This is a genomic window from Candidatus Halocynthiibacter alkanivorans (assembly GCF_003333265.1).
Taxonomy (GTDB): Bacteria; Pseudomonadota; Alphaproteobacteria; order Rhodobacterales; family Rhodobacteraceae; genus Halocyntiibacter_A; species Halocyntiibacter_A alkanivorans.
The window spans coordinates 1-25,618 of the sequence record NZ_QOLB01000103.1; the positions used below are offsets into that span (position 1 = coordinate 1).

The window sequence follows — 25,618 nt, forward strand, 5'->3', positions numbered from 1 at the left end:
TTCCAAACGAACGCGCTGAAATAACAGGAGAAATTACAATGACAGCCCAAAACGGCAAAGACCTCTTGGTCAAGGTGGACATGACCGGGGACGGCCAGTTCGACACTCTTGCAGGCCTGCGTGCCACGCGGATCAGTTTCAACGCGGAAACCGTGGATGTCACCAGCCTTGAGAGCCAGGGAGGATGGCGCGAGCTGCTATCCGGTGCGGGCGTGAAATCGGCGGCGATTTCCGGATCGGGCATTTTCCGCGACGAGGGAACGGATGAACGCGCCCGTCAGCTTTTCTTTGACGGGGAAACGCCGGATTTTCAGATCGTCATACCCGATTTCGGTATTGTCGAAGGCCCGTTTCAGGTGACCTCGATCGAGTACGCCGGGTCGCACAACGGCGAGGCCACCTACGAGGGCTCGCTGGCCTCGGCCGGGGCACTTCAGTTCGTGCCGGTGCCGGTGACCTGATGGCCAATCCGTGGCGGGGAGAGGTGGCGCTGCAGATCGACGGCGAGCGCCACCTGATGCGGCTGACGCTGGGGGCGCTGGCGGAGCTGGAGGCGGGGCTCGGCGAAGATACGCTTCTGGCGCTGGTGGCGCGGTTTGAAGAGGGTGCTTTTTCAAGCCGCGATGTGCTGGCGCTGATCGTCGCCGGATTGCGCGGCGGCGGCTGGCAGGGGGGCGCCCGGGATCTGCTGAGCGCGGATATTGGCGGAGGACCGGTGCAGGCGGCGCGGCTGGCGGGGCTTTTGTTGCTGCGCGCGTTCTCAGCGCCGGTCGCCGGGGACGGCTCTGGCAGCACGGTTTCTGGTGACGCTGGCCGTGGCGTGGGCGGCGGTGTTGTTGGCGCGGCGGACGCTGTCGACAGTGCGCTCGGCGGCGCAGATTGCGCAGATGGCGCGGCGGATGCGGCTGGCGAACCTGTTGCGGAAACTGCCGGAAGCCGGCCGGGTGCGGGCGGTGGTGCCGGAGCGGCAGCGAGGCGCGTTGCCGAAGGCTGTGCGGGTGCGGTTTGACTGGCCGGTATTATTGCGCGCGGGGCTGCGCGGGCTGGGGCTGCGACCGGCGGAGTTCTGGGCACTGACCCCTTATGAGCTGCGTTTAATGCTGGGCGAGGGGGAGGCAGAGGTACCAATGGGGCGGGCGCGGCTGATGCAGCTGCGCGCGGCGTTTCCGGATGCGCCTGTTAGCTCTGTGGCAAACTGCGCTGGCAAGAAGGGAGGCGAGCAATGACTGAGGACAGTTTTGAGGCGCGGATAGAGGCGCTGGACGTGGCGATGGGCGGGGCGGTGGATATGGCCCAGGCCTTTTCCGGCGAGCTGCAGCGGATGCAGGCGACCTTTGCTGAGACCAGCCGCGAGGTACGGGTGCTGGAGGGCGGCATCGGCCGTGGCTTGCGCAACGCGCTTGACGGGCTGGTGTTTGACGGCGGTAGCCTGAGCGATGCGCTGCGGGGATTGAGCAAATCGATGCTGGACGCGGCCTATTCGGCGGCGGTGCGACCGGTCACAGATCATGTCAGCGGCGTATTGGCCGGGGGCATGGAAGCGCTGATCCAGGGGCTGATGCCATTTGAGAAAGGCGCGGGGTTCGCGCAGGGGCGGGTGATGCCCTTTGCCAGCGGTGCGGTGGTCAGCGGGCCGGTGCGTTTTCCAATGCGTGGCGGCACCGGGTTGATGGGCGAGGCGGGGCCGGAAGCGATCATGCCGCTGCGGCGCGGGGCCGACGGCAGGCTGGGGGTGGAGAGCTCAGGTGGCGGCCGTGCGGTCAATGTCACCATGAATATAACCACGCCGGATGTGGCCGGGTTTGCCCGCAGTCAAAGCCAGATTGCAGCGCAGTTAAGCCGGGTGATCAGCCAGGGCAGCCGCAACCGGTAGCCGGGTACAAACGGGCGCAACCGGCAACCGGCAGCGGAGCCGGGCATAGCAGGCAGCAAGCGTTGTGCCGCGCCGGTAGCGGAAACGGGTACCGCGGACAGCAAGCACTGAGCCACACCGGCAGCGGAGCAGTGCTCAGCGGGCGCAACCGGTCTGATACCATCAGCAACAAAAAAATCAGGAGGCGGTCATGTCATTTCATGAGGTTCGCTTTCCCGCCAATCTGAGCTTTGGCTCCATTGGCGGGCCGGAACGGCGTACGGAGATCGTGACGCTGGCCAACGGGTATGAGGAACGCAACACGCCCTGGGCGCATTCGCGGCGACGCTATGACGCCGGGTTTGGCATGCGTTCGCTGGACGATATCGAGGCGCTGGTGGCGTTTTTTGAGGCGCGCCAGGGCCAGCTTTACGGATTCCGCTGGAAGGACTGGGCCGACTACAAAACCGCGGCGGCGTCAGCAGAGACCGGGTTTGAGGATCAGATTATTGCGCAGGGCGACGGGGTCAAAACCACGTTTCAGCTGCGCAAGAATTACAGTTCCGGCGCGCAGACCTATGGCCGGCCGGTGTATAAACCGGTCAGCGGCACGCTGCGCATGGGGGTTCAGGGGGTGGAGCAGTTCGAGATCCTGCACTGGGCGGTGGATCTGGTCACGGGATTGGTGACATTTGACACCGCGCCAGCGGTCGGGGTGAACATCACCGCCGGCTTTGAATTTGACGTGCCGGTGCGCTTTGCCACCGACCGGATTGCCACTTCGGTCGCCAGTTTCCAGGCCGGGGAAGTGCCGGATGTGCCGGTGCTGGAGCTGCGGCTGTGAGCGGGATCAGCGCGGAATTTGCGGCGCATCTGGCCAGTGGTGTGACCAGCCTGTGCCGCTGCTGGGCGGTGACGCGGCGCGACGGCGTGGTCTACGGCTTCAGTGATCACGACATGAATCTGACGTTTGAGAATGTGGTGTTCCGCGCCGATACCGGGTTGAGCGCCGGGGCACTGGAGCAGAGCAGCGGCCTGGCGGTGGACAATGCAGAGGCGCTTGGGGCGCTGAGCGCAGATGCGCTGCGGGACGAGGACATTGAGGCCGGGCGGTTTGACGGTGCAGCGGTGGTGGCCTGGCTGGTGAATTTCAACGACGTGTCGCAACGGCTGCTGCTGTTTCGCGGCAGTCTGGGCGAGATTTCCCGTCAGGGCGGTGGGTTCCGGGCGGAGTTACGCGGGCTGAGTGACGCGCTAAACCAGCCTCAGGGCCGGGTGTATCAGCGGCCCTGCAGCGCGGTGCTGGGCGATGCGCGCTGTCAGTTTGACCTGTCACAAGTGGGTTATGTGGCCGCGCTGGACGTGGTGGCGGTCGACAGCGGCCGCGAAATATCGGTGGCGGATCCGGGTGGGTTTGCGCTGCGCTGGTTTGAAAACGGGGCGCTGACGGTGCTGGATGGCATGGCAGCGGGGCTCAGCGGTGTGGTGAAGAATGACCGCGTCGAGGGCGGGTTGCGCCTGCTGGAGCTGTGGCAGGAGCTGCGCGCGGAACTGGCGGTGGGGGATCAGATTCAGATCACCGCCGGGTGCGACAGATCCCCGGGTTCATGTCAGTTAAAGTTTAACAATTTCAATAACTTTCAAGGCTTTCCGCATGTGCCGGGTGAAGATTGGATGCTGACCTGGCCACGCGCGGGATCGATCAATGACGGCGGTTCACTGACATGAGCGATGCTGCGTTCTGGGCGGCACGGGCGCGGCGCTGGGTCGGCACGCCCTATGTGCATCAGGCGGCCTGTCGCGGCGCGGGCTGTGATTGTCTGGGACTGGTGCGGGGCTTGTGGCGCGAGGCGTTTGGGACTGAGCCCGAACTGGTGCCACCCTATAGCGCCGACTGGTCCGAGCCGCAGAACGATGAGCTGTTGTGGCAGGCGGCGGCGCGCCTGTTGCGCCCTGTAGAAATCCCCGCGATGGGGAGCGGCCATGTGATCCTGTTCCGGATGCGGGCGGGCGCGGTGGCGAAACATCTTGGCATTGCCGGCAGTACGGGCACGGCGTGTTCGGCGGACAGGGTGCCCACGGCGGCCACAACAGCCACCGCGGGCGTCATGAGCCTGGGGGCGGCAGCACGCCAGGCGGGCGCAACGCGCAGGACAGACGCCGGGGACCTCACGGGCGCGGCGCACAGGTCGGGCGCGGCGTTTCAGGCGGCTGCCACGCCCACATTTATTCATGCCTATAGCGGTCACGGAGTGGTGGAAAGCCCTCTTTCTGCGCCCTGGCGGCGGCGGATCGTGGCTTGTTTTGCGTTTCCGGAAAGGGTTGGCTGATGGCGACTATTTTACTTTCAGCGGTCGGGGCAGCGGCCGGGGCCTCAATAGGCGGCGGTGTGCTGGGCCTGTCCTCGGTGGTGATCGGGCGCGCGGTCGGGGCCTCCCTTGGCCGCGCCATCGACCAGCGGTTGCTTGGGGCGGGCAGCGCGGCAGTGGAGAGTGGCCAGGTCGACCGGTTCCGCTTCAGCGGAGCCTCAGAGGGGGAGGCGGTGGCGCAGGTCTATGGCCGGATCCGGGTGGCCGGTCAGGTGATCTGGGCGTCACGTTTTCTGGAGAGCCGCAGCACCAGTGGTGGCGGTGGCAAGGGCGCGCCAAGCCAGCCGAAAGTGACGCAGTATTCCTATTCGGTGTCGCTTGCCATTGCACTGTGTGAGGGCGAGATCACCCGGGTGGGTCGGATCTGGGCCGACGGGGCCGAGATCGCGCGCGATGACATTTCAATGCGGGTCTACAGTGGCAGCGCGGATCAGACGCCGGACGCTAAAATGGAGGCGGTTGAGGGCGCGGGCGCTGTGCCGGCCTATCGTGGCACCGCTTATGTGGTGATTGAGGATCTGGAACTGGCGCCTTTTGGCAACCGGGTGCCCCAGTTCAGCTTTGAAGTGATGCGGCCCGAGCAGCCTGGCAGTGCGGACGGTATTGCGCGCAGTGTTGAGGCGGTGGCGATGATCCCGGGCACCGGCGAATATGCGCTGGCGACAACGCCGGTGAATTATCCCGACGCGCCGGGGCAGATGCGCAGCGCCAATATCAATTCGCCTTCGGCAAAGACGGATTTCTCAACTTCGCTTGAAGCTTTGGTGGAAGAAATGCCCAACTGTGGTTCGGTGTCGCTGGTGGTGTCCTGGTTTGGCGATGATCTGCGGGTGGGGCAGTGTCAGCTGCGCCCGGGGGTGGAGCAGAGCTCTGTGGAGGGGGACGCGATGCCCTGGTCAGTGTCCGGGGTCATGCGCGGTGCGGCCTATGTCCTGCCGCAGGTGGAGGGGGGCGCGATCTATGGTGGCACGCCGACGGACGCATCGGTCATTGAAGCGATCAAGGCGCTGCAGGCGGCCGGGCAGGAGGTGATGTTCTACCCGTTTGTGCTGATGGATCAGCTGGCGGGCAATGCGCTGCCAGATCCCTGGGGGGCCAGCGAGCAGGCGGCGCTGCCCTGGCGCGGCCGCGTCACCACGGCGATTGCGCCCGGGCTGGCGGGGTCAAGCGATCGCACTGCGGCGGCGACGGCCGAGGTTACGGCGTTTTTTGGCGCAGCAGAAGTGGCGGATTTCACCATCGGTACCGATACTGTTGGTTACAGTGGCCCGGCGGAATGGTCGCTGCGGCGGATGATCCTGCATTACGCCCATCTTTGCGCGCTGGCAGGCGGGGTCGAGGCGTTCTGCATCGGCTCGGAACTGCGCGGTGTCAGCCGCATTCAGGACGACAGCGGCTTTCCTGCAGTCGTGGAGCTGGTGCGGCTGGCGGCGGATGTGCGCGCCATCCTGGGGCCGGAGTGCAAGATCAGCTATGCGGCGGACTGGTCGGAATATGCCGGTTATCAGAGCGGCGACGATCTGCTGTTTCCGCTGGACGCGCTGTGGGCGGACGCCAATGTGGATTTCATCGGCATCGACAATTACATGCCGCTGTCGGACTGGCGCGCGGGCGAGGTGCATGCGGATGCCGGTTTCGGGTCGATCTATAACCTGGATTATCTGGCGGGCAATGTCGCTGGCGGAGAAGGGTATGACTGGTATTACGCCTATGACGAGCACCGGGAGGCGCAGATCCGTACAACCATCACCGACGGGGCGCGGAATGAGCCCTGGGTGTGGCGCTACAAAGACATTCGCGCATGGTGGGAAAACGCGCATCATGAGCGCATCGGTGGTGTGCGCCAGGAGGCGGCAACGGCCTGGGTGGCGGCGAGCAAGCCGGTGTGGTTCACCGAGATGGGCTGCGCTGCGATCGACAAGGGCACCAATCAGCCCAACAAGTTTCTGGATCCGAAATCTTCTGAGAGCGCCTTGCCGTATTATTCCGACGGGCGGCGGGATGATTTCATCCAGATGCAATATCTGCGGGCCATGGCGCGCCATTGGAATGATGCGGCGAACAATCCGGTCTCGGCCAGCTATGGCAGCGCGATGGTGGATATGAGCCGCGCCCATGTCTGGAGCTGGGATGCGCGGCCGTTTCCGTATTTCCCGGCCAACACGGAGCTTTGGGGCGATGGGGCGAACTATCAACGTGGTCACTGGTTAAACGGGCGCGCCTCTGCGCGGGCGTTAAGCGACGTGGTGCGCGAGATCTGCGCCCGCTCGGGTGTGAGCGATGTGGATGTATCGCGGCTGTATGGTCTGGTGCGCGGCTATCAGGTGGACCGGATTGGGGACGCGCGTTCGGCATTGCAACCTTTGATGCTGGCTTATGGCTTTGACGCCGTGGAGCGGGAGGGCGTTTTGGCGTTCCAGAGCCGGGACGGGCTGGCCGATGGTGCCGTCGGGTTTGATGCGATTGCGCTCAGTGAAGAAATGGACAGCCATGTGCAGAGAGTGCGTGCTCCGGCGGCAGAAATCGCCGGGCGGGTGCGGCTGAATTATGTCGAGGCGGAAGGGGATTTTGCGCTGCGCTCCCAGGAGGCGGTGTTCCCGGATCAGGTGAGCTACGCGGTGTCCCAATCTGAAGTGGCGCTGGTGCTGACCGCCACCGAGGGGCGCCAGATCGTTGAGCGCTGGCTGGCGGAAAGCCGTATTGCACGCGACACAGTGCAGATTGCGCTGCCGCTGTCGGGGCTGGGATTTGGTGCCGGCGATGTGGTGGAGCTTGAGGAGGGTGGCGTGAGCGCGCGCTACCGGCTGGATCGGGTGGTGCAGACCGGATCGCAGCTGATTGAGGCGGTACGGGTGGAGCCCGGCGTTTACCGGCCGTCTGAAGCAGTGATTGCGGGAGAAGCGCAGCTGGACCGGTTTGTGGCGCCGGTGCCGGTGCTGCCGCTGTTTCTGGATCTGCCAATGCTGCGTGGTGATGAGGTGCCGCACGCCCCCCCATATCGCGGTGACCGCGTCGCCCTGGCCGGGCTCTGCGGCGCTTTACAGCTCCGCGAGCGACAGCGGCTATGTGCTGAACCGGCTGTTGCCCGGTGCCGCGGCGGTGGGGATTTGCGAGACCGCTATGGTCGCTGGGCCTGTGGGCGTCTGGGACCGGGGGGCGCTGTTGCGGGTCAATATGCTGTCGGGCGATCTGGCCTCTGTGGATGCGGCTGCGGTGCTGAACGGCGCCAATGCGGCCGCGGTGGGCAGTGGAAACTCTACCGATTGGGAAATCATCCAGTTTCGCGACGCCAGTCTGGTCGGCAGTAAGACCTGGGAGCTGACAACGCTGTTGCGCGGTCAGGCCGGCAGTGATGCACTGGCGCTGGATCATGCGCCGGGCGCCTGGTTTGTGCTGCTTGACGGGGTGCCGGAACAGATTGAGATGGCGCTGTCTGCGCGGGGTCTGTCGCGCCATTACCGGATCGGGCCGGCGGGGCGGTCTTATGACGATCCCTCATATCTGCACCAGGATGAGGCGTTTGACGGCATCGGCTTGCGGCCGCTGTCGCCGGTGCATCTGCGCGCGGCATGGCAGGGCAGCGATATCGCATTCAGCTGGGTCCGGCGCACGCGCCTGGACGGCGACAGCTGGGCCTCAGTGGAGGTGCCATTGGGGGAAAGCAGCGAGGCCTATTTGGTGCGCGTGCGTCTGGGCGCCGCGGTGCTGCGCGAAGTGGTGGTGAGTGCGCCGGCCTGGACCTATGCCGCCGCCGATCAAAGCGCGGACGGCGTCACGGGCAACACGTTTACGGTTGAAGTGGCGCAATTGTCAGAGGCTTTCGGGCCGGGGCTTTTCAGAGGGATTGTGATTGATGGATGAAACCGCACGATTGGGGCTGCCTTTGCTGCAGCCGGCGCAGGCACAGAAACATGTGACGATGAATGAGGCGTTGCTCCTGCTGGATGGCATGGTGCAGCTGGTGTTGCTGGGGGTGAACGTGGACACACCACCGGGGCTGCCGGCGGAGGGCGACTGTTACGGCGTCGGCGCGGCGCCGGTGTCGGCCTGGTCCGGTCAGGCAGGCATGATTGCCCTGTTTGTCAGCGGTGGCTGGGTGTTTGTTACCCCAAAGGCGGGTTTCCGGGCCTGGGTGGCGACCGACAATGCCTGGGCGTTGTTTGACGGCAGCAACTGGGTGAGCGGCGCGGTAACCCTGTCGCCCAATGGCGCCGGCATGATTTTTGAGGTGGTTGAGTTCGACCATGTGCTGAGCGTAGGCACCACCAGTGAAGAGGCGCTGGTGATCCCGGCGAATTCGGTGGTGTACGGGGTGACCGGGCGGGTGACCTCGGTGGTCAGCGGCGCTTTGACCAGTTTTCGCATCGGGGTTACCGGGTCGGACAATCGTTATGGCAGCGGCATCGGGCTGGCGGCGAATTCCTGGCTGCGCGGGCTGACCGGCACGCCACTGACCTACTACAGCAATACCGGGATTTTGTTCACCGGTGAGGGCGGTGATTTTGCCGCTGGCACGGTGCGGATTGCGCTGCATCTGGCGCGGTTCAGCCTGCCGGCGCTTTGATCCGGGAGCTTGGGTGGCGCTGATGTGACGGCTGCAATCGTGCCCGGTCTGATCGGGCGTTTAAATCAGCCGCGGGTGCAGGACAGGCATTTGGGCGCGGCGGGCGCGCGTTCCAGCCGTTCTTTCGCAATATCGTCACCGCACTCAACGCAATAGCCGAACTCGTCGCTGTTGATCCGCGCCAGGGCCGCCTGAAGGCGGTGGCGGTCCTGGTCACGCAGGCGCTGCGTGGCTTTGGCCATGGCCTGATTTTGCAGCGCGTCCATGCGCGAAAGCCGGCCGACCGCCTGCTGATCAAGGGCGACCACCTGCTGAGCGGTCCGGCCCCGGGCGTCATACAGGGCCAGCTGCGTCAGCGCGTCGTCCAGCACATCGCGGTAATGTTCAAGCTCAGAGTCATTCATATCAAGAATATGATCCATCACCGCATTGCATTTTGTCAAATCGTGCTTAGTGGTATAGTGGACGTCCCGAACACGGCCGCATAATACGAGGCAAGCGATATGGCTGAGACACACAGCACGATACAAGAGATAGATCCGGTCTGGAACCGGGTGACAGATGAGGCCCGCGAAGCGGTTGCCATAGAGCCGTTGCTGGGCGGGTTGGTGCATGGCTGCATTCTGCACCACAACAGTCTGGAAAAGGCGCTGGCCTATCGTATGGCGCAAAAACTGGCGTCGGGCGAAATGTCGGAACAGTTGCTGCGCGAAATCGCCGATGAGGCCTATCGCAGTGATCCGGAACTGGGCCTGTCGGCACGCGCCGATATTGTGGCGGTTTATGAACGCGATCCCGCCTGTCACCGCTTCATCCAGCCGCTGCTGTATTTCAAGGGGTTTCAGGCGATTCAGGCCTATCGTGTGGCCAACTGGCTGTGGCGGCAGGAACGTTTTGATCTGGCCTATCTGGTGCAAATGCGGGTGTCAGAACAATTTGGCATCGACATTCACCCGGCCGCCCGTGTGGGCAAGGGCATCATGATTGACCATGCGCATTCCATCGTGATTGGCGAAACAGCTGTGGTCGGCGACAATGTCTCGATGCTGCATTCGGTGACGCTTGGGGGCACTGGCAAAGAAGACGACGACCGTCACCCCAAAATCGGCGACGGGGTGTTGATCGGTGCCGGCGCGAAAGTGCTGGGCAATATCAACGTGGGCCATTGTTCGCGCATCGCAGCGGGTTCGGTGGTGCTGCATGACGTGCCGCCCAACACAACGGTGGCGGGGGTTCCGGCCAAAGTGGTGGGCGAGGCTGGTTGTTCGCAGCCGTCCGTCACCATGGATCAGTTATTGAGCGCGCCTACCTGAGAGCATTGGGGGGAACACCGCGAACTGAACGCTCCAGCCTGAACACATTAAAAATCAAAAAGCCCCGGCGCTGATATCAGCGCCGGGGCTTTTTGCGTTTTTGACCGGAAAAATGTGGGCTGAGAGGCTCAGGCTGGCATTATAATTTGCCAGCCCGCACTTCAGCCGCAGCGGCTCAGGCCAGCATTGTCATCGGGTTTTCCAGATTGTCGACAATCGCATTGAGGAATTCCGCCGCCAGCGCGCCGTCAATCACCCGGTGATCCACCGACAGGGTGGTGGACATCACAGTCGCGACGCTTAATTCGCCATCGTCACCGACAACCGGGCGTTTCTTGCCAGCACCAACCGCGAGGATGCCACCGTGCGGCGGGTTGATGACCGCGTCGAAATTGTCGATGCCCATCATGCCGAGGTTGGAAATCGCAAAGCTGCCGCCCTGGTATTCATGCGGCGCCAGTTTGCGGTCGCGCGCACGACCAGCCAGGTCTTTCATTTCCGCTGACAGGGCAGAGATCGACTTGGTATCCGCATCGCGCAGAACCGGGGTGAACAGACCGCCCTCAATGGCCACAGCAACGGCAACATCGGAAGGTTTCAGCTGCAGCACCCGGTCATTGGCCCAGACTGCATTTGCCGCCGGCACCTGTTGCAACGCATTGGCGCAGGCTTTGATGATGAAGTCATTCACCGACAGTTTCACACCACGCGCCGCCAGCTGTTTGTTCAGCGTGGCGCGGAATTTGAGCAGCGCATCAAGCTTGATATCACGGCGCAGATAGAAATGCGGGATGGTCTGTTTGGCTTCGGTCAGACGGGCGGCAATGATTTTGCGCATACCGTCCAGGCTGACTTCTTCAAATTCGCGGTCGGCATACATTTTCAGAATCGTTTCCGTCGACATGCCGGCAGCAACGGCGGTTTTGGCCGCCGGAGCCGCAGCCTGAGCGACAGGTGCCACAGCGGCCGGGGCCGCCACAGCGACTGGTTGCGCCGCTTCAACGTCGGCTTTGACAATGCGGCCTTTGGGGCCGGTGCCGGTGATCTGCGCCAGATCAAGCCCTTTGTCCGCCGCGATGCGACGGGCCAGAGGTGAGGCGAAGACCCGCGTGCCATCTGCTGCGGCGGGCGCGGCAGGGGCAGGGGCGGCAGCGGGTGCCGCAGCAATAGTGGTTTCAGCAGTGGCTGCAGGTTCAGCAGAAGCCGCCGCTGCAGCCGGAGCTGCGGCGATGTCGCCAGCGCTTTCGCCCTCTTCCAGCATCACCGCGATCACAGTGTTCACCGCAACCGCTTCGGTGCCCTCGGCCACCATCAGCTTGCCGATCACACCTTCTTCCACCGCTTCAAATTCCATCGTTGCCTTGTCGGTTTCGATTTCGGCCAGCAGATCGCCGGACTGAACGGTGTCGCCTTCTTTCACCAGCCATTTGGCCAGCGTGCCTTCTTCCATCGTCGGCGACAGGGCAGGCATCAGAATTTCAATGGTCATGTCTCTGTCTCCTTAACGGTAGGTCACGGCTTTCACCGCTGCGATGACTTCGGCAGTGGTGATCAGCGCGTGCTTTTCCAGGTTGGCAGCATAGGGCATCGGCACATCTTTACCGGTACAGTTGATGACGGGCGCGTCGAGATAGTCAAAGGCGCGCTCCATGATCGTGGCCGAAAGATGGTTGCCGATGGAGCCGACCGGGAAACCTTCTTCGACGGTCACACAGCGGTTGGTTTTCATCACCGAGGCCAGCACGGTGTCATAATCGATCGGACGCACGGTGCGCAGATCGATGACTTCAGCCGAAATGCCTTCTTTGGCCAGCTCATCCGCCGCTTCCAGCGCATAGGTCATGCCGATGCTGAAAGATACGATGGTGACGTCAGTGCCTTCACGCCAGATGCGGGCCTTGCCGAAGGGCACGGTATAATCGTCCAGAACCGGTACGTCGAACGTGCGGCCATAGAGCATTTCGTTCTCGAGGAAGACCACCGGGTTGGGGTCGCGGATCGCGGTCTTCAGCAGACCTTTGGCGTCGGCGGCCGAATAGGGCATCACCACTTTCAGACCCGGGATGGCGGCATACCAGGCGGCAAAATCCTGCGAATGCTGAGCCCCTACACGCGACGCCGCGCCATTGGCACCGCGGAACACCATCGGGGCGCCCATCTGGCCACCGGACATATAAAGCGTCTTGGCGGCGGAGTTGATGATCTGGTCAATCGCCTGCATGGCAAAGTTGAAGGTCATGAATTCCACGATCGGGCGCAGACCGCCAAACGCGGCGCCCACAGCGATGCCAGTAAAGCCGTGTTCGGTGATCGGGGTGTCGATCACCCGTTTGGCACCAAATTCATCGAGCAGACCCTGAGAAATCTTGTAGGCGCCCTGGTACTCGGCCACCTCTTCGCCCATCAGGAAGACGTTTTCGTCGCGGCGCATTTCTTCGGCCATGGCGTCGCGCAAAGCTTCGCGCACCGTCTGGGTCTTCATTTCGGTGCCGGCAGGATAGTCCGGCTCCACCGTTTTTGACACGATCGGTGCCAGGGTAACGGCGGGCGCAGCAGCAGGCGCTCCGACTGGTGCGGGCTCTGCTGCGGCGACGGGGGCTGGCTCAGAGGCGGGCGCCGCGGTTGCTGTTGCCGCATCCTCAAGGCTTTCGCCCTCTTCCAGCAGCAGCGCGATAGGGGTGTTCACCGCCACGCCTTCCGTGCCCTCGCTGATCAGGATTTTGCCGATGATACCTTCGTCCACCGCTTCAAATTCCATCGTCGCCTTGTCGGTTTCGATCTCGGCAATGATGTCTCCGGAGGCAACCGTGTCGCCCTCTTTGACCAGCCATTTTGCCAGGGTACCCTCTTCCATAGTCGGGGAAAGTGCCGGCATAAGTAGTTGAATAGCCATGTTTGTCTTCCCTTATGCGTAGATGTCTGTCCAAAGCTCTTCAAGCGCGGGCTCGGGGCTTTCCTTGGCAAACTCAGCCGCGTCATTGACGATCGCTTTGATTTCTTTGTCGATGGCCTTCAGGTCATCTTCGCTGGCGTGTTTGCCGGTGAGAAGCATGGTGCGCACATGTTCGATCGCATCCCGTTCTTCGCGCATTTTCTGCACTTCCTCGCGGGTACGGTATTTGGCCGGATCTGACATCGAATGGCCGCGGTAACGGTAGGTTTTGACCTCGAGGATATAGGGGCCTTTGCTGGCGCGGCAATGCGCGACCGCTTTTTCTGAGGCGGCTTTTACTGCCAGCACATCCATCCCGTCGACTTCTTCGCCTTTGATGCCATAGGCAACACCACGTTTCCACAGGCTGGGGGATTTGGTCGAACGCTGCACGGAAGTGCCCATAGCGTACTGGTTGTTCTCGATGACAAAAATAACCGGCAAATCCCAGAGTTGCGCCATGTTGTAGGTCTCATAGACCTGGCCCTGGTTGGCCGCGCCGTCGCCGAAATAGGCGAATGTCACATTGTCTGTGCCATTATACTTGTCGGCAAAGGCCAGACCGGCGCCGATCGGCACCTGGGCACCAACGATGCCGTTGCCGCCGTAAAAATGTTTCTCTTTGCTGAACATATGCATCGAGCCGCCCTTGCCTTTGGACAGGCCACCTTCGCGGCCGGTCAGCTCGGCCATCACGCCGCGCGGGTCCATGCCACAGGCCAGCATATGGCCGTGATCGCGGTAGGAGGTGATGCGTTTGTCGCCTTCTTTAGTCGCCGCTTCAAGACCAACAACCACGGCCTCCTGGCCGATGTAAAGATGGCAGAAGCCGCCGATAAGCCCCATGCCATAGAGCTGGCCGGCTTTTTCTTCGAATCGACGGATCAAAAGCATCTCACGATAGAAGCCGAGAAGCTCTTCTTTGGAAGTATTTGATTTTCCAGTACTTTTTCGGGTCGCCATGCGGCCTCCTCCTCAAAGTCACGATAATAGTTTAGTGTTAAACTATCTATAGCGCAGTGGGGGAGAAAAATCATCAGGAAACTGCACCGCCCAAAAAGACGGCTGTTTCATCAGGCTGGAAGACGGGAGGTAGTGCGTGGGGCGGTTTCAGCGGATGACGATTTCGTCGGAGCGTACCATGCCCAGCACGTCGCGCACCTGTTCATCCAGCAGATCAAGATCAAGGAAATCGTCAGACAGGCGGCGGGTTTTATTGCGCATCAGTTGCAGCCGGGATTCAAGCGTTGCCACCTCAGCGCGCAGCGTTTCGGCTTCGGCTTCGATCTGGATGCGGCGGAACAGGCCAAAATCACCCTGTACCGAGGCAAAGGTGAAGTAGGTGCCGATCGCAAATAATACGGCGAAGTAGACGACCGGGCCGAAGCCCGGTCTTTTTCGTGCTGCTCGCATGTTACTGCCTCATTTGCCGCCTCTTTGCCGGGCGACTGAAGAGACTATGCCACAGGTGATTCGCACTGTGAATCCCAAAAATGCGCCTTTGGCAGATCTGAGTCGATTTTGTCACAAAAAGGGCGGCTGGTTGCCCGCCGCCCTTTGTTTTAGTGCCGGTGTTCCGGTCGCGATGATCAGGCTTTGCCTTTGTAGATCTCGACCAGTTTGCCCAGCATGGCGAGCGCCTCGCTGCGGTCACGCTGGAAGCTGTTACGGCCAATAATCGAGCCGTTGCCACCGCCGTCGCGGATCGCACGTGCATCGTCATAGACGCTGTCAGCACCTTTTTTGGCGCCGCCGGAGAACACCATGATACGACGCCCGCCAAAAGCGGACTCCATGCAGTGGCGCACGCGTGCGGCCTGGGTGCTGATGTCGATCTGCTGCTCTTCATAGACCTTTTTGGCCTCGGGCAGCATCAGGTGATCGGTGGAGAGTTTGATCTTGATGATATGGGCGCCGATATGGGCTGCGATCTGGGCGGCATAGGCGGCAACATCAATGCCGGTTTCGCCGGCTTTGGTGACGGCTTCACCGCGCGAATAGGACCAGATCACAGTGGGGATGCCTTTGGAGGCAGCCTCTTTGCGCAGCTGGACGATCTCTTCGAACATCTCGATCTGGCAGTCAGATCCAGGGTAGATGGTAAAACCGATAGCGGCACAGCCCAGGCGCAGCGCATCGTCCACAGAAGCGGTCACGGCCTGGTTTTTGCCAGCGGTGTCAGACATCAGCGAGTTGCCGGAGTTCATTTTGAGGATGGTCGGGATCTGGCCGGCAAAAGTATCGGCACCGGCTTCGAGCTGGCCCAGAGGTGAGGCAAAGGCGTTCATGCCCGCGTCGATTGCCAGCTGGTAATGGTAATGGGGGTCATAACCGGCCGGGTTGGGGGCAAAACTGCGCGCCGGCCCGTGTTCAAAACCCTGATCCACCGGCAGGATGATCATTTTGCCGGTACCGCCAAGTTTGCCTTCCATCAGGACGCGGCAAAGATTGCCTTTGACGCCTGCATTTTCGCCCTCGTAATTGGAGAGAATTTTCTGAACGATGCGCGTGGATTTCATGTCTGGCTCCTGTGCGGTTATTGCTTGGGACGTGACCTACTCACAGCTTGGTTCCAGCACAACAAATAATGCGTGTGGATTCCATCTGTTAGCGCTAAAGGTCTGGTTTTTATCTCAGATCCGGCCTGTCAGGCCCCGCCAGTGCGGCGGGGCGCTGGTATTTACTGCTCGAGCGCGGCAACCCCGGGCAGGGTCTTGCCTTCCATCCATTCCAGGAACGCCCCGCCGGCGGTGGAGATATAGGTGAAATCTGCGGCGGCGCCGGCTTTGTTCAGGGCCGCCACCGTATCACCGCCACCGGCAACCGACACCAGGTCGCCAGCGCGGGTCAGAGCGGCGGCCGCTGCGGCGGCGGCATTGGTGGCACGGTCAAACGGTTCGATTTCAAAGGCGCCGAGCGGGCCGTTCCAGATCAGCGTTTTGGCCGACTTGAGCACTGTGTCGATGCGGGCAACTGTGTCAGGCCCGGCGTCCAGTATCATCGCATCCGCCGGGCAGGCATCGGCGGGGACGGTCTCATTGGCAGCATTGGCAGCAAATTCGCGCGCAATCACCACGTCAGAGGGCAGGATGATCTCGCAGCCCGCTTCGCCGGCAGCGTGCAGGATGTTGCGCGCAGTTTCGGTCATGTCATGTTCTGCCAGCGATTTGCCAACATCGATGCCCTGCGCGGCAAGGAACGTATTGGCCATGCCACCGCCGATGATCAGAAAGTCGACCTTGCGTACCAGATTGCCCAGCAGTTCCAGTTTGGAGGAGACCTTTGCTCCGCCGACCAGGGCTGCGACCGGGCGCACCGGTGCGCTGAGCGCGGCCTCCAGCGCCTGGAGTTCTGCCTGCATCAGCCGTCCGGCGGCTGCGGGCAGCAGGCGGGCGATGCCTTCGGTGGATCCGTGCGCCCGGTGGGCGGCGGAAAACGCGTCATTCACATAGACATCACCAAGTGCAGCCAGCGCAGCCGCAAACTGCGGGTCATTGTCGGTTTCACCCGCATGGAAACGGGTATTTTCCAGCAACAACACTTCGCCGGCGGGCAGGGCAGCAACGGCGGTTTTGGCCTTGGCGCCAATACAGTCAGCGGCAAAATTAACCGGCACGCCAAAATGCTCTGCCAGGGTAGCAACCAGCGGCTCAAGAGACATCTCGGGGTTCACCTGACCTTTGGGGCGGCCAAAATGGGCCAGAAGCACCGGTTTCCCTCCACGCGCCAGGATGTCTTTCACGGTGGGAACAATGCGTTCAACCCGGGAGGCGTCGGTGATTTTGCCATTTTCAACCGGAACGTTGATATCCACACGGGTCAGTACGGTTTTTCCGTTCAGGTCCAGATCATCGAGCGTTTTCCAGGTCATGTCGCAGTCTCCCATATATCGGTTGCCCTCTGTTCACCTGATCGCGGACCTGAGGTCAAGCAGGCTGCGTGCGCAGCACCGGGATATTAGTGTATTGGCGTCTGATTGCCCAAGAAATAGACAAACGGTTGCACGGCGTGGATTTCCATGAGACTGTCCCGGCCAAATAATTGCACAGAAGGAACGCGCCAGATGGCCGATATCAAAGATCCTGAAAACACCATCCTGATTGAACTGACCGGCGGCACCGTCACCATCGAACTGCTGGCGGATGTGGCGCCGTTGCATGTGGAGCGCATGAAAACGCTGGCCCGCTCCGGCGCCTATGACAACGTGGCGTTCCACCGGGTGATCGAGGGTTTCATGGCCCAGACCGGTGACGTGCAGCATGGCAATATGGAAAACGACTTTAATCTTGGCCGCGCTGGCACAGGTGGCTCCGATCTGGGCGATGTTGCTGCTGAGTTCTCCAAACTGCCGCACGACCGGGGCACCATTGGCGCCGCCCGTTCGCAGAATCCCAATTCCGCCAACTCGCAGTTCTTTATCAACTTCTCCGACAACCACTTCCTCAACGGGCAATACACTGTGTATGGCCGGGTGATTGAAGGTATGGACCATGTGGACGCGATCGTGAAGGGTGAGCCTCCGACCCACCCGGACCGGATGATCTCGATGAAAGTTGCTGCTGATGCGTAAGCTGCTGCTCGCTCTGCCGCTTTTGATGGCTGCGCCCGCATTCGCCTCCGGCATCGACATCACCGTCGCTGGCGAAGCCAATGGCGTGATCTCGATTGACCTGCTGGAAAATCTGGCCCCGAAACATGTAGAACGCATCACCACGCTTGCCGAAGAAGGCAAATACGATGGGGTGGTGTTTCATCGGGTGATCGAGGGTTTCATGGCGCAGACCGGCGACGTGGAATTTGGCCGTCTTGACGGTGATATGAGCCGCGCTGGCATGGGCGGATCCGATCTGCCGGATCTGCCAGCTGAGTTTTCGAATGAAGACTATGCCCGCGGTGTTGTTGGTATGGCGCGTTCGCAAAACCCGAATTCGGCCAATTCGCAGTTTTTCATTACTTTTGCGCCGGCTTCTTTCCTCAACGGGCAATATACCGTTGTGGGCAAAGTGACCGGTGGATTTGAGGTGCTGGACGCGATCAAACGCGGCACCGGGCCCAACGGTTCGGTGATTGGCAAACCTGACGTGATGGTCAAAGTCACCGAGACCGAGTGATCGCGGGGCTTCACCTTCGGGTGAGGTGCCCTATCTGAAAGGCCCTTCTTCTGGCACGCTGCCGGGAGGAGGGCTTTTTTTATGCGTATTGCGATATTTTTGCTGGGTTTGTTGTGGGCCGGACTTGCAGCGGCCAACCCGGATCAATGGGCCCGGGAATGGCCCAATACAGATTTTTCCAGGACGAGCGTGGAGGCCTGGGGCGAAATCATGTCTGGCGGACCGCCCAAAGACGGCATTCCGGCGCTGGATGAGGTGAGCTTCATTGCTGTCGCCGATGAGGCCCGTATCGCGCCGCGCGAGCCGGTGATCGTGGTGGAGCTGGAGGGCGAGGTGCCGCGCGCCTATCCGATCCGCTACCTGACCTGGCATGAGATTGTGAACGACATGATCGGCACGACACCGGTGGCGGTGACTTTTTGCCCGCTGTGCAATTCCGCCATCGTCTTTGACCGCCGGCTGGAGGGGCGCGAGCTGTCCTTTGGTGTTTCGGGCAAGCTGCGCAATTCCGATATGGTGATGTATGACCGCCAGACCGAAAGCTGGTGGCAGCAGGCGGTGGGTGTTGGCATTGTCGGCGAGATGAACGGCAAGGAACTGACGATGCTGCCGGTCTGGATGGAGAGCCTCGCCATTTTCCGGGAACGCAATCCGGACGGGTTGATTATGGACGAGCCCGACTGGCGCCGCGCATATGGGCGCAACCCGTACAAAGGGTATGACGGCTTGTACCGGCCGTTCCTGTATTCCGGCGAACTGCCGCCGTTTGATATTCCGGCGCTGTCACGGGTGATCCGCGTTGGCGAACGGGCCTGGCCTTTGCAACGACTGGCGGACCTGGGTGAGATACGCGAGGCCGGTCTGGTGCTGAGCTGGCAAGCCGGGCAGGCCTCCGCGCTGGACACCGCAAGCATCGGCAAGGGCCGCGATGTGGGCAATGTGCGGGTGCGGGATGCGGACGGCAATGACATCGCCCATGACGTGATGTTTGCCTTTGCCTTTCATGCGTTCTGGCCCGACGGCACATGGATGGTTGACGGCTGAACCGGGCTGCCCTGGCCTGATCCAGGCGGAGACGACAAAAAAGGCGCCCTGCAACTGTTGCGGGACGCCTTTTATTCAGGGTGACTGTTAATTCAGGGTATCAGATGCGAATTCAGCCCTGCAGTGTCACCAGAGCATGGCGCTTTTTGCCGGCGCTCAGTTTGACCGGGCTGGCAAGGTCTGCGGCTTTCAGCATCAGACCGGCGTCAGTCAGCGGCTTGTCATCAATTTTGGCACCATTGTCGGCAATCAGCCGCTTGGCCTCTTTGCCGGTTTTGGCCAGGCCGGATTTCACGATCAGCTGCACGATGGAAATACCGTCACCCAGGTCCGCCGCACTCAGCGCCACGGTGGGCAGGTCTTCGCCAACGCCGCCTTTTTCAAACACTTCACGCGCGGTGGCCGCAGCAGCAGCAGCGGCTTTGTCGCCGTGCAGCATCCTGGTCACCTCATTGGCGAGGATGATCTTGGCCTCATTGATCTCAGAGCCTTCCAGCGCGCCAAGCCGGTTGCATTCCTCAACCGGCAGCTCGGTGTAAAGTTTGAGGAACTTGCCGGTGTCCGCGTCGGTGGTATTGCGCCAGAACTGCCAGAACTCATAAGGCGATTTCAGATCCGCATTGAGCCAGACCGCGCCGTCCTGGCTTTTGCCCATCTTTTTGCCGTCGGATGTGGTCAGAAGTGGTGAGGTCAGGCCAAAGATCTGCTGATCGATCACCCGCCGGGTCAGGTCGATGCCGTTGACGATATTGCCCCATTGATCCGAGCCGCCCATCTGCAGCGCACAGCCATAACGACGGTTCAGCTCAAGGAAGTCATAGGCCTGCAGGATCATGTAGTTGAATTCGAGGAAGGACAGCGACTGTTCGCGGTCCAGCCGGGATTTCACGCTTTCAAAGGCAAGCATCCGGTTCACCGAAAAATGGCGGCCAATGTCACGCAGGAATTCAAGGTAATTGAGCCCTTCAAGCCATTCCGCATTGTTCAGCATCAAGGCGTCAGTCTCGCCCTCACCATAGGTGATGTAGGCGGAGAACACTTTTTTGATGCCGGCGATGTTTTCGTTGATCTTGTCATCCGTCAGCAGGGGGCGCTCATCGGCGCGGAAAGACGGATCACCCACCTTGGTGGTGCCGCCGCCCATCAGGGTGATCGGCTTGTGGCCGGTTTTCTGCAGCCAGCGCAGCATCATGATCTGGATCAGCGATCCCACATGCAGTGAGGTGGCGGTGGCGTCAAAGCCGATATAGGCCGGAACCACGCCCTTGATCAACGCTTCGTCCAGGCTTTGATAGTCGGTGCAGTCCGCCAGGAAACCGCGCTCCATCATCACTGCCATAAAGTCTGATTTGGGGTGGTAGGTCATCGGCCTTTTGTCCATTCTGCTGGGTGTCGGTCTCTTCTATATCGGGACCCGGGTGTAAGGGGAAGTGCCGTTGCAACGCAATGATGACAGAGAAGCCATTTGGGCGCTTGGCGCCATGTCTGGCACTTCGCTTGACGGGGTGGATGTGGCGGCATTGCTGACCGATGGTCACAGTATCCACGCGTTTGGCGAGGTGGGGTTCCGGCCCTATAGTGAGGCAGAACAAGTGCTTCTCGGCTCCCAGCTTGGCGGCTGGAGCGCTTCTGAGGCGTGCGTTGAGCTGATTGAGACAGCCCATGCAGCGGCGCTGGCGCCGATGATCGAGGCCCAGCCTGAAATCGGGCTGATTGGCTTTCACGGTCAGACGCTGGCGCATGAGCCACGCGGGCGTGGCACGTATCAGGCGGGGGACGGCAGCATCCTGGCAGAAATCCTGCAGCGGCCAGTAGTCTGGGACTTTCGCAGCAATGATGTGGCAATGGGCGGCGAGGGCGCGCCGCTGGCACCTTTTTTCCACTTTGCCTGCGCCCGCTGGGCCGGGCTGACCCAACCGGTGGCGTTTTTAAATCTCGGCGGCCTTGGCAATATCACCTGGGTTGATCCGACCAAAACCTGCCCCGAGGCTCCCGGCGCTTTGCTGGCGTTTGACACCGGGCCGGCGAACGCGCCCGTCAATGATCTGATGCAGGCGCGTTTTGGAGTTAGCTTTGATAAGGATGGCGCGATGGCGGCGTGCGGGCAAGTGGCCGACGATCTTCTTGAGACGTTCCTCAATGACCCGTATTTTTTCCGCCTGCCGCCCAAATCTCTGGACCGGGACGCCTTTGCCGACCTGCTCAGCGCAGTGGCGGAACTGGGGGATCAGGATGCGGCTGCGACCCTGACAGCGGCGGCGGCGGCGGCGGTGATGCGCGGCATGGAACATTGCCCGGCCCCGGTGTCGCATGTGTTTGTCACTGGGGGCGGGCGCAAAAACCCGGTGCTGATGGCGATGCTGGCGGCGGGGCTGGAGTGCGCCGTGCTGCCGGTTGAAGACCTTGGCCTGGACGGCGACAACCTGGAAGCCCAGGCCTTTGCCTATCTGGCAGTGCGGGTGCTGCGTGGCCTGCCGACTTCGGCACCGGGCACCACTGGTGTGGCGGCGCCTGTCGGTGGCGGTCAGATCAGCCGGCCCTGAGAGCGGCCTGCGGTGAGTGCCGGGTGCAGTGCCGGAGGCGGCCATGAATGCGGGCACAGGGTGCGGCCATAAACGCCGGATTGTCGGCAACTGTTATGCGCGCGGGATGTCAAAACCCGTGGGCGCCATCTCAAACCCCTCAAATTGAAACCCCGGGCTGACGGTACATCCGGCCAGGGTCCAGTCGCCAAGACTGCGGGCTGACTGCCAGTGCTGATCGGGCACGATCAGTTGCGGTGCCTGGCCCGACAGCAGATCCGGCCCCAGTATATGTTCCTGTGCGGGACCGGCCTCGGTTTCTGCAATCGAAAGAACAATCGGCGCCCCGGCGTAAAAATGCCAGATCTCCACCGCATCGACCCGGTGCCAGTGGCTGACCTCACCGGCCTGCAACAGAAAATAAATACAGGTGCCAGCAGGCCGCTCGTCACCTCCGTCGCCACTTGCCACCCAGGTCTGGCGATAGTGCCCGCCTTCAGGATGGGGCGCGAGATTGAGCCGGGTGATCAGGTCGGTGGCATTCATATCGGGTCTCCGGAAATGGCGGAAATCAGGGGTATCGACTTGATGCTACGGGTGAACCGGGCGTGCGGCGAGCCCGGATCAGGCCCCATTACAGATATTCATATTCGCTGAAAGTGGCAGCTTCCCCAAACTTTACGCCCGCGGCGTTGATCAGGGGCCAGATGACGGCCTTGTGTATGCGAAAACGCCGGCCTGAGGCGCTGATACGGATACCGGCGTAATTGTCGATGAAGCCCCGTCTGCGCATTTGTTCAAACATCTCAGCGCGGGTCTCGCGATGCTGCGGTTCCGCGGTAAGTCGGGACGGCAAGTGGGTCAGATCTGCCCAGCACATTTCCCAAAGCGTCTGTGCCGCCAGGTTGCCGTAGGTCAGCACCGGGTCCTCTGCACCGTTGTGAGACAGCACGATCTGGCTGCTTTGATACAGGGATTGCGCTGTTGCGTCAGCGATCAGCGGGCGACCGGTCACACGCGCAAAACTGGACAGCAGCAGGGCAGCGTGAGGCGCACCAAAATCATTGTCTGAAGACGGGACGTGCATGGGAGTTGCCCTGTGTCGATAAATGTTTTCCGATCAGACGCTAACGGATGGTATCCCTGCGCAAAAGCGTAAAAGTACCAGATTTTCTCTTTGCCTGAATATCCTCGCCGAAGGCAAAATGTAAAACGCCGCCTGACCACAAGGCAGGCGGCGTTTCCTTTAATTTTTCATCGCATTAACGCAGGATCGAACGCCCGGCGTAAACGGCGGTTTCGCCCAGCATTTCTTCAATCCGGATCAGCTGGTTGTATTTCGCCAGACGGTCAGAACGTGAAAGCGAGCCGGTTTTGATCTGGCCGCAGTTGGTGGCGACAGCAAGGTCGGCGATGGTGGCGTCCTCGGTCTCACCGGAACGATGGCTCATCACATTGGTGAAACGGGCGCGGTGCGCCATATCCACCGCTTTCAGGGTTTCAGACAGCGTACCGATCTGGTTCACCTTCACCAGCATCGAGTTGGCAGAGCCTTCTTTGATGCCACGGGCCAGACGCACAGGGTTGGTCACGAACAGATCGTCGCCGACCAGCTGGATCTTGTCGCCGATCAGATCAGTCAGCGCTTTCCAGCCGTCCCAGTCGTCTTCATCCATACCGTCTTCAATCGAGATGATCGGGTAGTCATTGACCAGCTCGGCGAGATAGGCGGCATTTTCAGCGGAGGAAAGCGATTTGCCTTCGCCTTTCAACTCGTATTTGCCATCGACGTAATATTCGGACGAGGCACAGTCGAGCGCCAGGTAGATATCTTCGCCGGCTTTGTAGCCTGCTTTTTCGATCGAGGCGAGAATGAAGTCCAGCGCGTCACGGGTCGAGGACAGCGCCGGGGCAAAGCCACCCTCATCGCCGATGGAGGTGTTGTAACCGGCAGCAGACAGCTCTTTTTTCAGCGTGTGGAACACTTCGGCGCCCATGCGGATGGCGTCTTTCACGTCTTTTGCCGACACCGGCATGATCATGAATTCCTGAATGTCGATCGGGTTGTCGGCGTGTTCGCCGCCGTTGATGATGTTCATCATCGGAACCGGCAGGGTGCGGGCCGAGGTGCCGCCGATGTAGCGGAACAAAGGCTGGCCGGTGTAATCGGCAGCGGCTTTGGCACAGGCAAGCGATACACCAAGGATGGCGTTGGCGCCAAGACGGGCTTTGTTGGGCGTGCCGTCAAGTTCGATCATCGAGGCGTCGATGGCTTCCTGCTCAGTCACATCCATGCCCACAAGCAGTTCGGCGATCTCGCCGTTCACCGCGTTCACCGCTTCCAGAACACCTTTGCCCATGTAGCGGGATTTGTCACCGTCGCGACGCTCCACAGCTTCATGCGCGCCGGTGGAGGCGCCGGAAGGAACTGCGGCGCGGCCGAGAGTGCCGTCTTCGAGGATCACGTCGACTTCAACGGTAGGATTGCCCCGGCTGTCCAGAATTTCGCGGCCGATGATGTCGATGATAATGCTCATGGGAGAGGTCCTTGCTTGAGAGATTTGGCCCCTTTTAAGCGTATGCAGCAGAAAAGTAAACTGCGCGCCGGTAGCGGTAACGCTGCACTGTAGCGAAGGCGGATCAGGCGGTGGCGGACCGTGCCAGAACCAGTTCGCGCGCATAGGAATAAAGCCCGGTTGCCAGCAGGATCGTGGCGCCAAGCAGCGTCAGATTATCGGGGTACTCAGCGAAAACAAGCACGCCGATCACCAGGCTGAACAACAGGCGCGCGTAGCGGAACGGAATGATCGCTGCAGTATCGCCAAGGCGCATGGCAGCAACAATGGCGTAATAGCCGGTGGTGCCAAACAGCGCTGCTGCCGCCAGCCACAACATAAGACCCGGCGCCGGCATCACGCTTTGCTGGCCGCTGGCAAGCAGCGAGATACCGGCCACAAAAATGGCGATAAAGCCGTAAAAAGACACAACCGATGTGGACACCTGGGCTGGGATGCGGCGGGTTGCCAGATCGCGCAGTACCAGGCCAGCGACGCCGATCAGGGCAAAGAGCGAGGCGGGTTGAAACCCGTCGAGCCCGGGCTGAATGATCAGAATTACGCCGAAAAAACCGATGCACACCGCGCTCCAGCGGCGCCAGCCAACGGATTCGCCAAGAAACAGGGCCGCAAACATAGTGATTGCCAGCGGTGTGACCTGCAAAATAGCCGCAGCAGTGGCCAGCGGCACCAGCGCCAGCGCGGTGACATAGCCAAGCGCGGCGACCAGCTCGCCGGCGCTGCGCAGCAGGACCGCCATTGACAGTGCGTCGCGGGTAAACAGCCGCTTGCGGCTCTTCAGGCTGAGCAGAGCGAAAACAAGTGCCCCGGCAGCGCCGAGAATGACCAGGATCTGACCCGTGGGCAGTGTCTCTGCGGCAGTTTTGATTACCATGTCTTCCAGCGAAAAAGCCGCCATGGCGGTGATCATCAGCACGATGCCGCGAATATTTTCCATGAGAAGGGATCCTGTCAGAGTGTCTGAGAATCCGGTTAGAACGGTTTTGACAGAAATGAAAGTGTTTTTCCGTCGCGGAGTAAATATATCAGGTAATCGCAATTTACATTGGCGCGCTTTGTTGAGTTGTAGGGCATCTGAGAGTTGCGGATGACTGGCCGGAGTCCTCAATCCATATTCCGCTACTCACCGGGTCTGTGATCAAAAAAGCCAACGGGAAATGTTGAGGCGCTCACCAACGAAACATGGAAAAAATGGGCTAAATATGGTATAATACCAACCCGCCCAATCATTGACCGGTGGTTGCCCAGTTTCGCGTTGCGATTGATTTGATGCGCCCGGTTTCAGCGGCCAGGCGGTTCCAGGCATCGCAACAGGCATCAACGATCGCCTCCCAG

The 25,618-nt window shown here is 61.2% G+C and carries 24 protein-coding genes and 2 pseudogenes; 14 read left to right on the forward strand and 12 right to left on the reverse strand.

All coding sequences use genetic code 11. From position 1 onward, the window contains the following. The first annotated feature begins 38 nt into the window (after positions 1–38). The 9 genes and pseudogenes from DWA01_RS12600 to DWA01_RS12640 all read left to right on the forward strand — a co-directional run bounded on the left by DWA01_RS12600 (position 39) and on the right by DWA01_RS12640 (position 8,785). Positions 39–461 (forward strand): phage major tail protein, TP901-1 family, encoded by a 423-nt coding sequence (locus DWA01_RS12600; protein ID WP_114286211.1) that lies wholly within the window; start codon positions 39–41, stop codon positions 459–461. After that, positions 461–769, forward strand: a pseudogene (locus tag DWA01_RS23615) (gene transfer agent family protein); the annotation flags it as partial. The gene DWA01_RS12600 and the pseudogene DWA01_RS23615, both read left to right, overlap by 1 nt. 223 nt (positions 770–992) lie before the next feature. Beyond that, entirely contained in the window at positions 993–1,226 is a 234-nt protein-coding gene (locus DWA01_RS12610) for a rcc01693 family protein (RefSeq protein ID WP_235008543.1), read from the forward strand. Next, positions 1,223–1,873 carry a phage tail tape measure protein gene (locus DWA01_RS12615; RefSeq protein WP_114286190.1) on the forward strand — a complete coding sequence of 217 codons (651 nt, stop codon included), beginning with the start codon at positions 1,223–1,225 and terminating at the stop codon, positions 1,871–1,873. Before DWA01_RS12610 ends, DWA01_RS12615 begins: the two co-directional genes overlap by 4 nt. 190 nt (positions 1,874–2,063) lie before the next feature. Beyond that, complete coding sequence (locus tag DWA01_RS12620) at positions 2,064–2,696, forward strand: phage distal tail protein, Rcc01695 family (protein WP_114286191.1); 633 nt, start codon at positions 2,064–2,066, stop codon at positions 2,694–2,696. Further along, positions 2,693–3,580, forward strand: coding sequence for a DUF2163 domain-containing protein (locus DWA01_RS12625; protein ID WP_114286192.1), 888 nt, complete (start codon positions 2,693–2,695; stop codon positions 3,578–3,580). Before DWA01_RS12620 ends, DWA01_RS12625 begins: the two co-directional genes overlap by 4 nt. Then, positions 3,577–4,182, forward strand: a complete 606-nt coding sequence (locus DWA01_RS12630) for a C40 family peptidase (protein WP_114286193.1) — start codon at positions 3,577–3,579, stop codon at positions 4,180–4,182. Before DWA01_RS12625 ends, DWA01_RS12630 begins: the two co-directional genes overlap by 4 nt. Next, positions 4,182–8,082 (forward strand): annotated as a pseudogene (locus tag DWA01_RS12635) (baseplate multidomain protein megatron). The gene DWA01_RS12630 and the pseudogene DWA01_RS12635 overlap by 1 nt, the downstream one beginning before the upstream one ends. Next, positions 8,075–8,785: a DUF2793 domain-containing protein gene (locus DWA01_RS12640; RefSeq protein ID WP_114286194.1), complete on the forward strand. Its 711-nt coding sequence runs from the start codon at positions 8,075–8,077 to the stop codon at positions 8,783–8,785. The pseudogene DWA01_RS12635 and the gene DWA01_RS12640 overlap by 8 nt, the downstream one beginning before the upstream one ends. Before the next feature lie 65 nt (positions 8,786–8,850). Here the strand turns inward: DWA01_RS12640 and DWA01_RS12645 are convergent, their stop codons facing one another. Further along, entirely contained in the window at positions 8,851–9,207 is a 357-nt protein-coding gene (locus DWA01_RS12645) for a TraR/DksA family transcriptional regulator (RefSeq protein ID WP_235008542.1), read from the reverse strand. 81 nt (positions 9,208–9,288) lie between these two features. Here DWA01_RS12645 and cysE point away from each other — a divergent pair, with 81 nt between their 5' ends. Then, positions 9,289–10,098, forward strand: coding sequence for a serine O-acetyltransferase (gene cysE, locus DWA01_RS12650; RefSeq protein WP_114286195.1), 810 nt, complete (start codon positions 9,289–9,291; stop codon positions 10,096–10,098). A 175-nt stretch (positions 10,099–10,273) separates the two neighbouring features. On the opposite strand, the gene DWA01_RS12655 is transcribed toward cysE, so the two are convergent. The 6 genes from DWA01_RS12655 to DWA01_RS12680 form a co-directional block, all read right to left on the reverse strand. Next, complete coding sequence (locus DWA01_RS12655) at positions 10,274–11,587, reverse strand: pyruvate dehydrogenase complex dihydrolipoamide acetyltransferase (RefSeq protein WP_114286196.1); 1,314 nt, start codon at positions 11,585–11,587, stop codon at positions 10,274–10,276. Between the two features lie 12 nt (positions 11,588–11,599). Beyond that, complete coding sequence (locus DWA01_RS12660; protein ID WP_114286197.1) at positions 11,600–12,991, reverse strand: pyruvate dehydrogenase complex E1 component subunit beta; 1,392 nt, start codon at positions 12,989–12,991, stop codon at positions 11,600–11,602. A 12-nt stretch (positions 12,992–13,003) separates the two neighbouring features. Next, on the reverse strand, positions 13,004–13,993 hold the full coding sequence (gene pdhA / locus DWA01_RS12665; RefSeq protein ID WP_114286198.1) for a pyruvate dehydrogenase (acetyl-transferring) E1 component subunit alpha: 990 nt from the start codon (positions 13,991–13,993) through the stop codon (positions 13,004–13,006). Between the two features lie 147 nt (positions 13,994–14,140). Beyond that, a complete protein-coding gene (locus DWA01_RS12670; protein ID WP_114286199.1) occupies positions 14,141–14,443 on the reverse strand; it encodes an FtsB family cell division protein in 303 nt (100 codons plus the stop codon). A gap of 176 nt (positions 14,444–14,619) precedes the next feature. Further along, positions 14,620–15,549, reverse strand: coding sequence for a class I fructose-bisphosphate aldolase (locus tag DWA01_RS12675; protein ID WP_114286200.1), 930 nt, complete (start codon positions 15,547–15,549; stop codon positions 14,620–14,622). Positions 15,550–15,710: 161 nt separating this feature from the next. After that, positions 15,711–16,901 (reverse strand): phosphoglycerate kinase, encoded by a 1,191-nt coding sequence (locus DWA01_RS12680; RefSeq protein ID WP_114286201.1) that lies wholly within the window; start codon positions 16,899–16,901, stop codon positions 15,711–15,713. 192 nt (positions 16,902–17,093) lie between these two features. On the opposite strand from DWA01_RS12680, the gene DWA01_RS12685 reads away from it, so the two are divergent. The 3 genes from DWA01_RS12685 (at position 17,094) to DWA01_RS12695 (ending at position 19,185) form a co-directional block, all read left to right on the forward strand. Then, positions 17,094–17,600: a peptidylprolyl isomerase gene (locus DWA01_RS12685; RefSeq protein ID WP_114286202.1), complete on the forward strand. Its 507-nt coding sequence runs from the start codon at positions 17,094–17,096 to the stop codon at positions 17,598–17,600. Then, positions 17,593–18,141: a peptidylprolyl isomerase gene (locus DWA01_RS12690; protein ID WP_114286203.1), complete on the forward strand. Its 549-nt coding sequence runs from the start codon at positions 17,593–17,595 to the stop codon at positions 18,139–18,141. The genes DWA01_RS12685 and DWA01_RS12690 overlap by 8 nt, the downstream gene beginning before the upstream one ends. A gap of 81 nt (positions 18,142–18,222) precedes the next feature. Further along, a complete protein-coding gene (locus tag DWA01_RS12695; protein WP_114286204.1) occupies positions 18,223–19,185 on the forward strand; it encodes a DUF3179 domain-containing protein in 963 nt (320 codons plus the stop codon). Between the two features lie 112 nt (positions 19,186–19,297). Here the strand turns inward: DWA01_RS12695 and tyrS are convergent, their stop codons facing one another. Beyond that, on the reverse strand, positions 19,298–20,551 hold the full coding sequence (tyrS, locus tag DWA01_RS12700; protein WP_114286205.1) for a tyrosine--tRNA ligase: 1,254 nt from the start codon (positions 20,549–20,551) through the stop codon (positions 19,298–19,300). A gap of 115 nt (positions 20,552–20,666) precedes the next feature. Here tyrS and DWA01_RS12705 point away from each other — a divergent pair, with 115 nt between their 5' ends. Next, positions 20,667–21,728, forward strand: coding sequence for an anhydro-N-acetylmuramic acid kinase (locus tag DWA01_RS12705; RefSeq protein ID WP_235008544.1), 1,062 nt, complete (start codon positions 20,667–20,669; stop codon positions 21,726–21,728). 93 nt (positions 21,729–21,821) lie between these two features. On the opposite strand, the gene DWA01_RS12710 is transcribed toward DWA01_RS12705, so the two are convergent. From DWA01_RS12710 to DWA01_RS12725, 4 genes are all read right to left on the reverse strand, one after another. Continuing rightward, a complete protein-coding gene (locus DWA01_RS12710; protein WP_114286207.1) occupies positions 21,822–22,253 on the reverse strand; it encodes a cupin domain-containing protein in 432 nt (143 codons plus the stop codon). Positions 22,254–22,341: 88 nt separating this feature from the next. Further along, entirely contained in the window at positions 22,342–22,794 is a 453-nt protein-coding gene (locus tag DWA01_RS12715) for an MEKHLA domain-containing protein (RefSeq protein ID WP_114286208.1), read from the reverse strand. Positions 22,795–22,969: 175 nt separating this feature from the next. Then, entirely contained in the window at positions 22,970–24,244 is a 1,275-nt protein-coding gene (eno, locus tag DWA01_RS12720; protein ID WP_114286209.1) for a phosphopyruvate hydratase, read from the reverse strand. A gap of 103 nt (positions 24,245–24,347) precedes the next feature. Further along, entirely contained in the window at positions 24,348–25,220 is an 873-nt protein-coding gene (locus tag DWA01_RS12725) for a DMT family transporter (RefSeq protein ID WP_114286210.1), read from the reverse strand. Between the last annotated feature and the right edge of the window lie 398 nt (positions 25,221–25,618).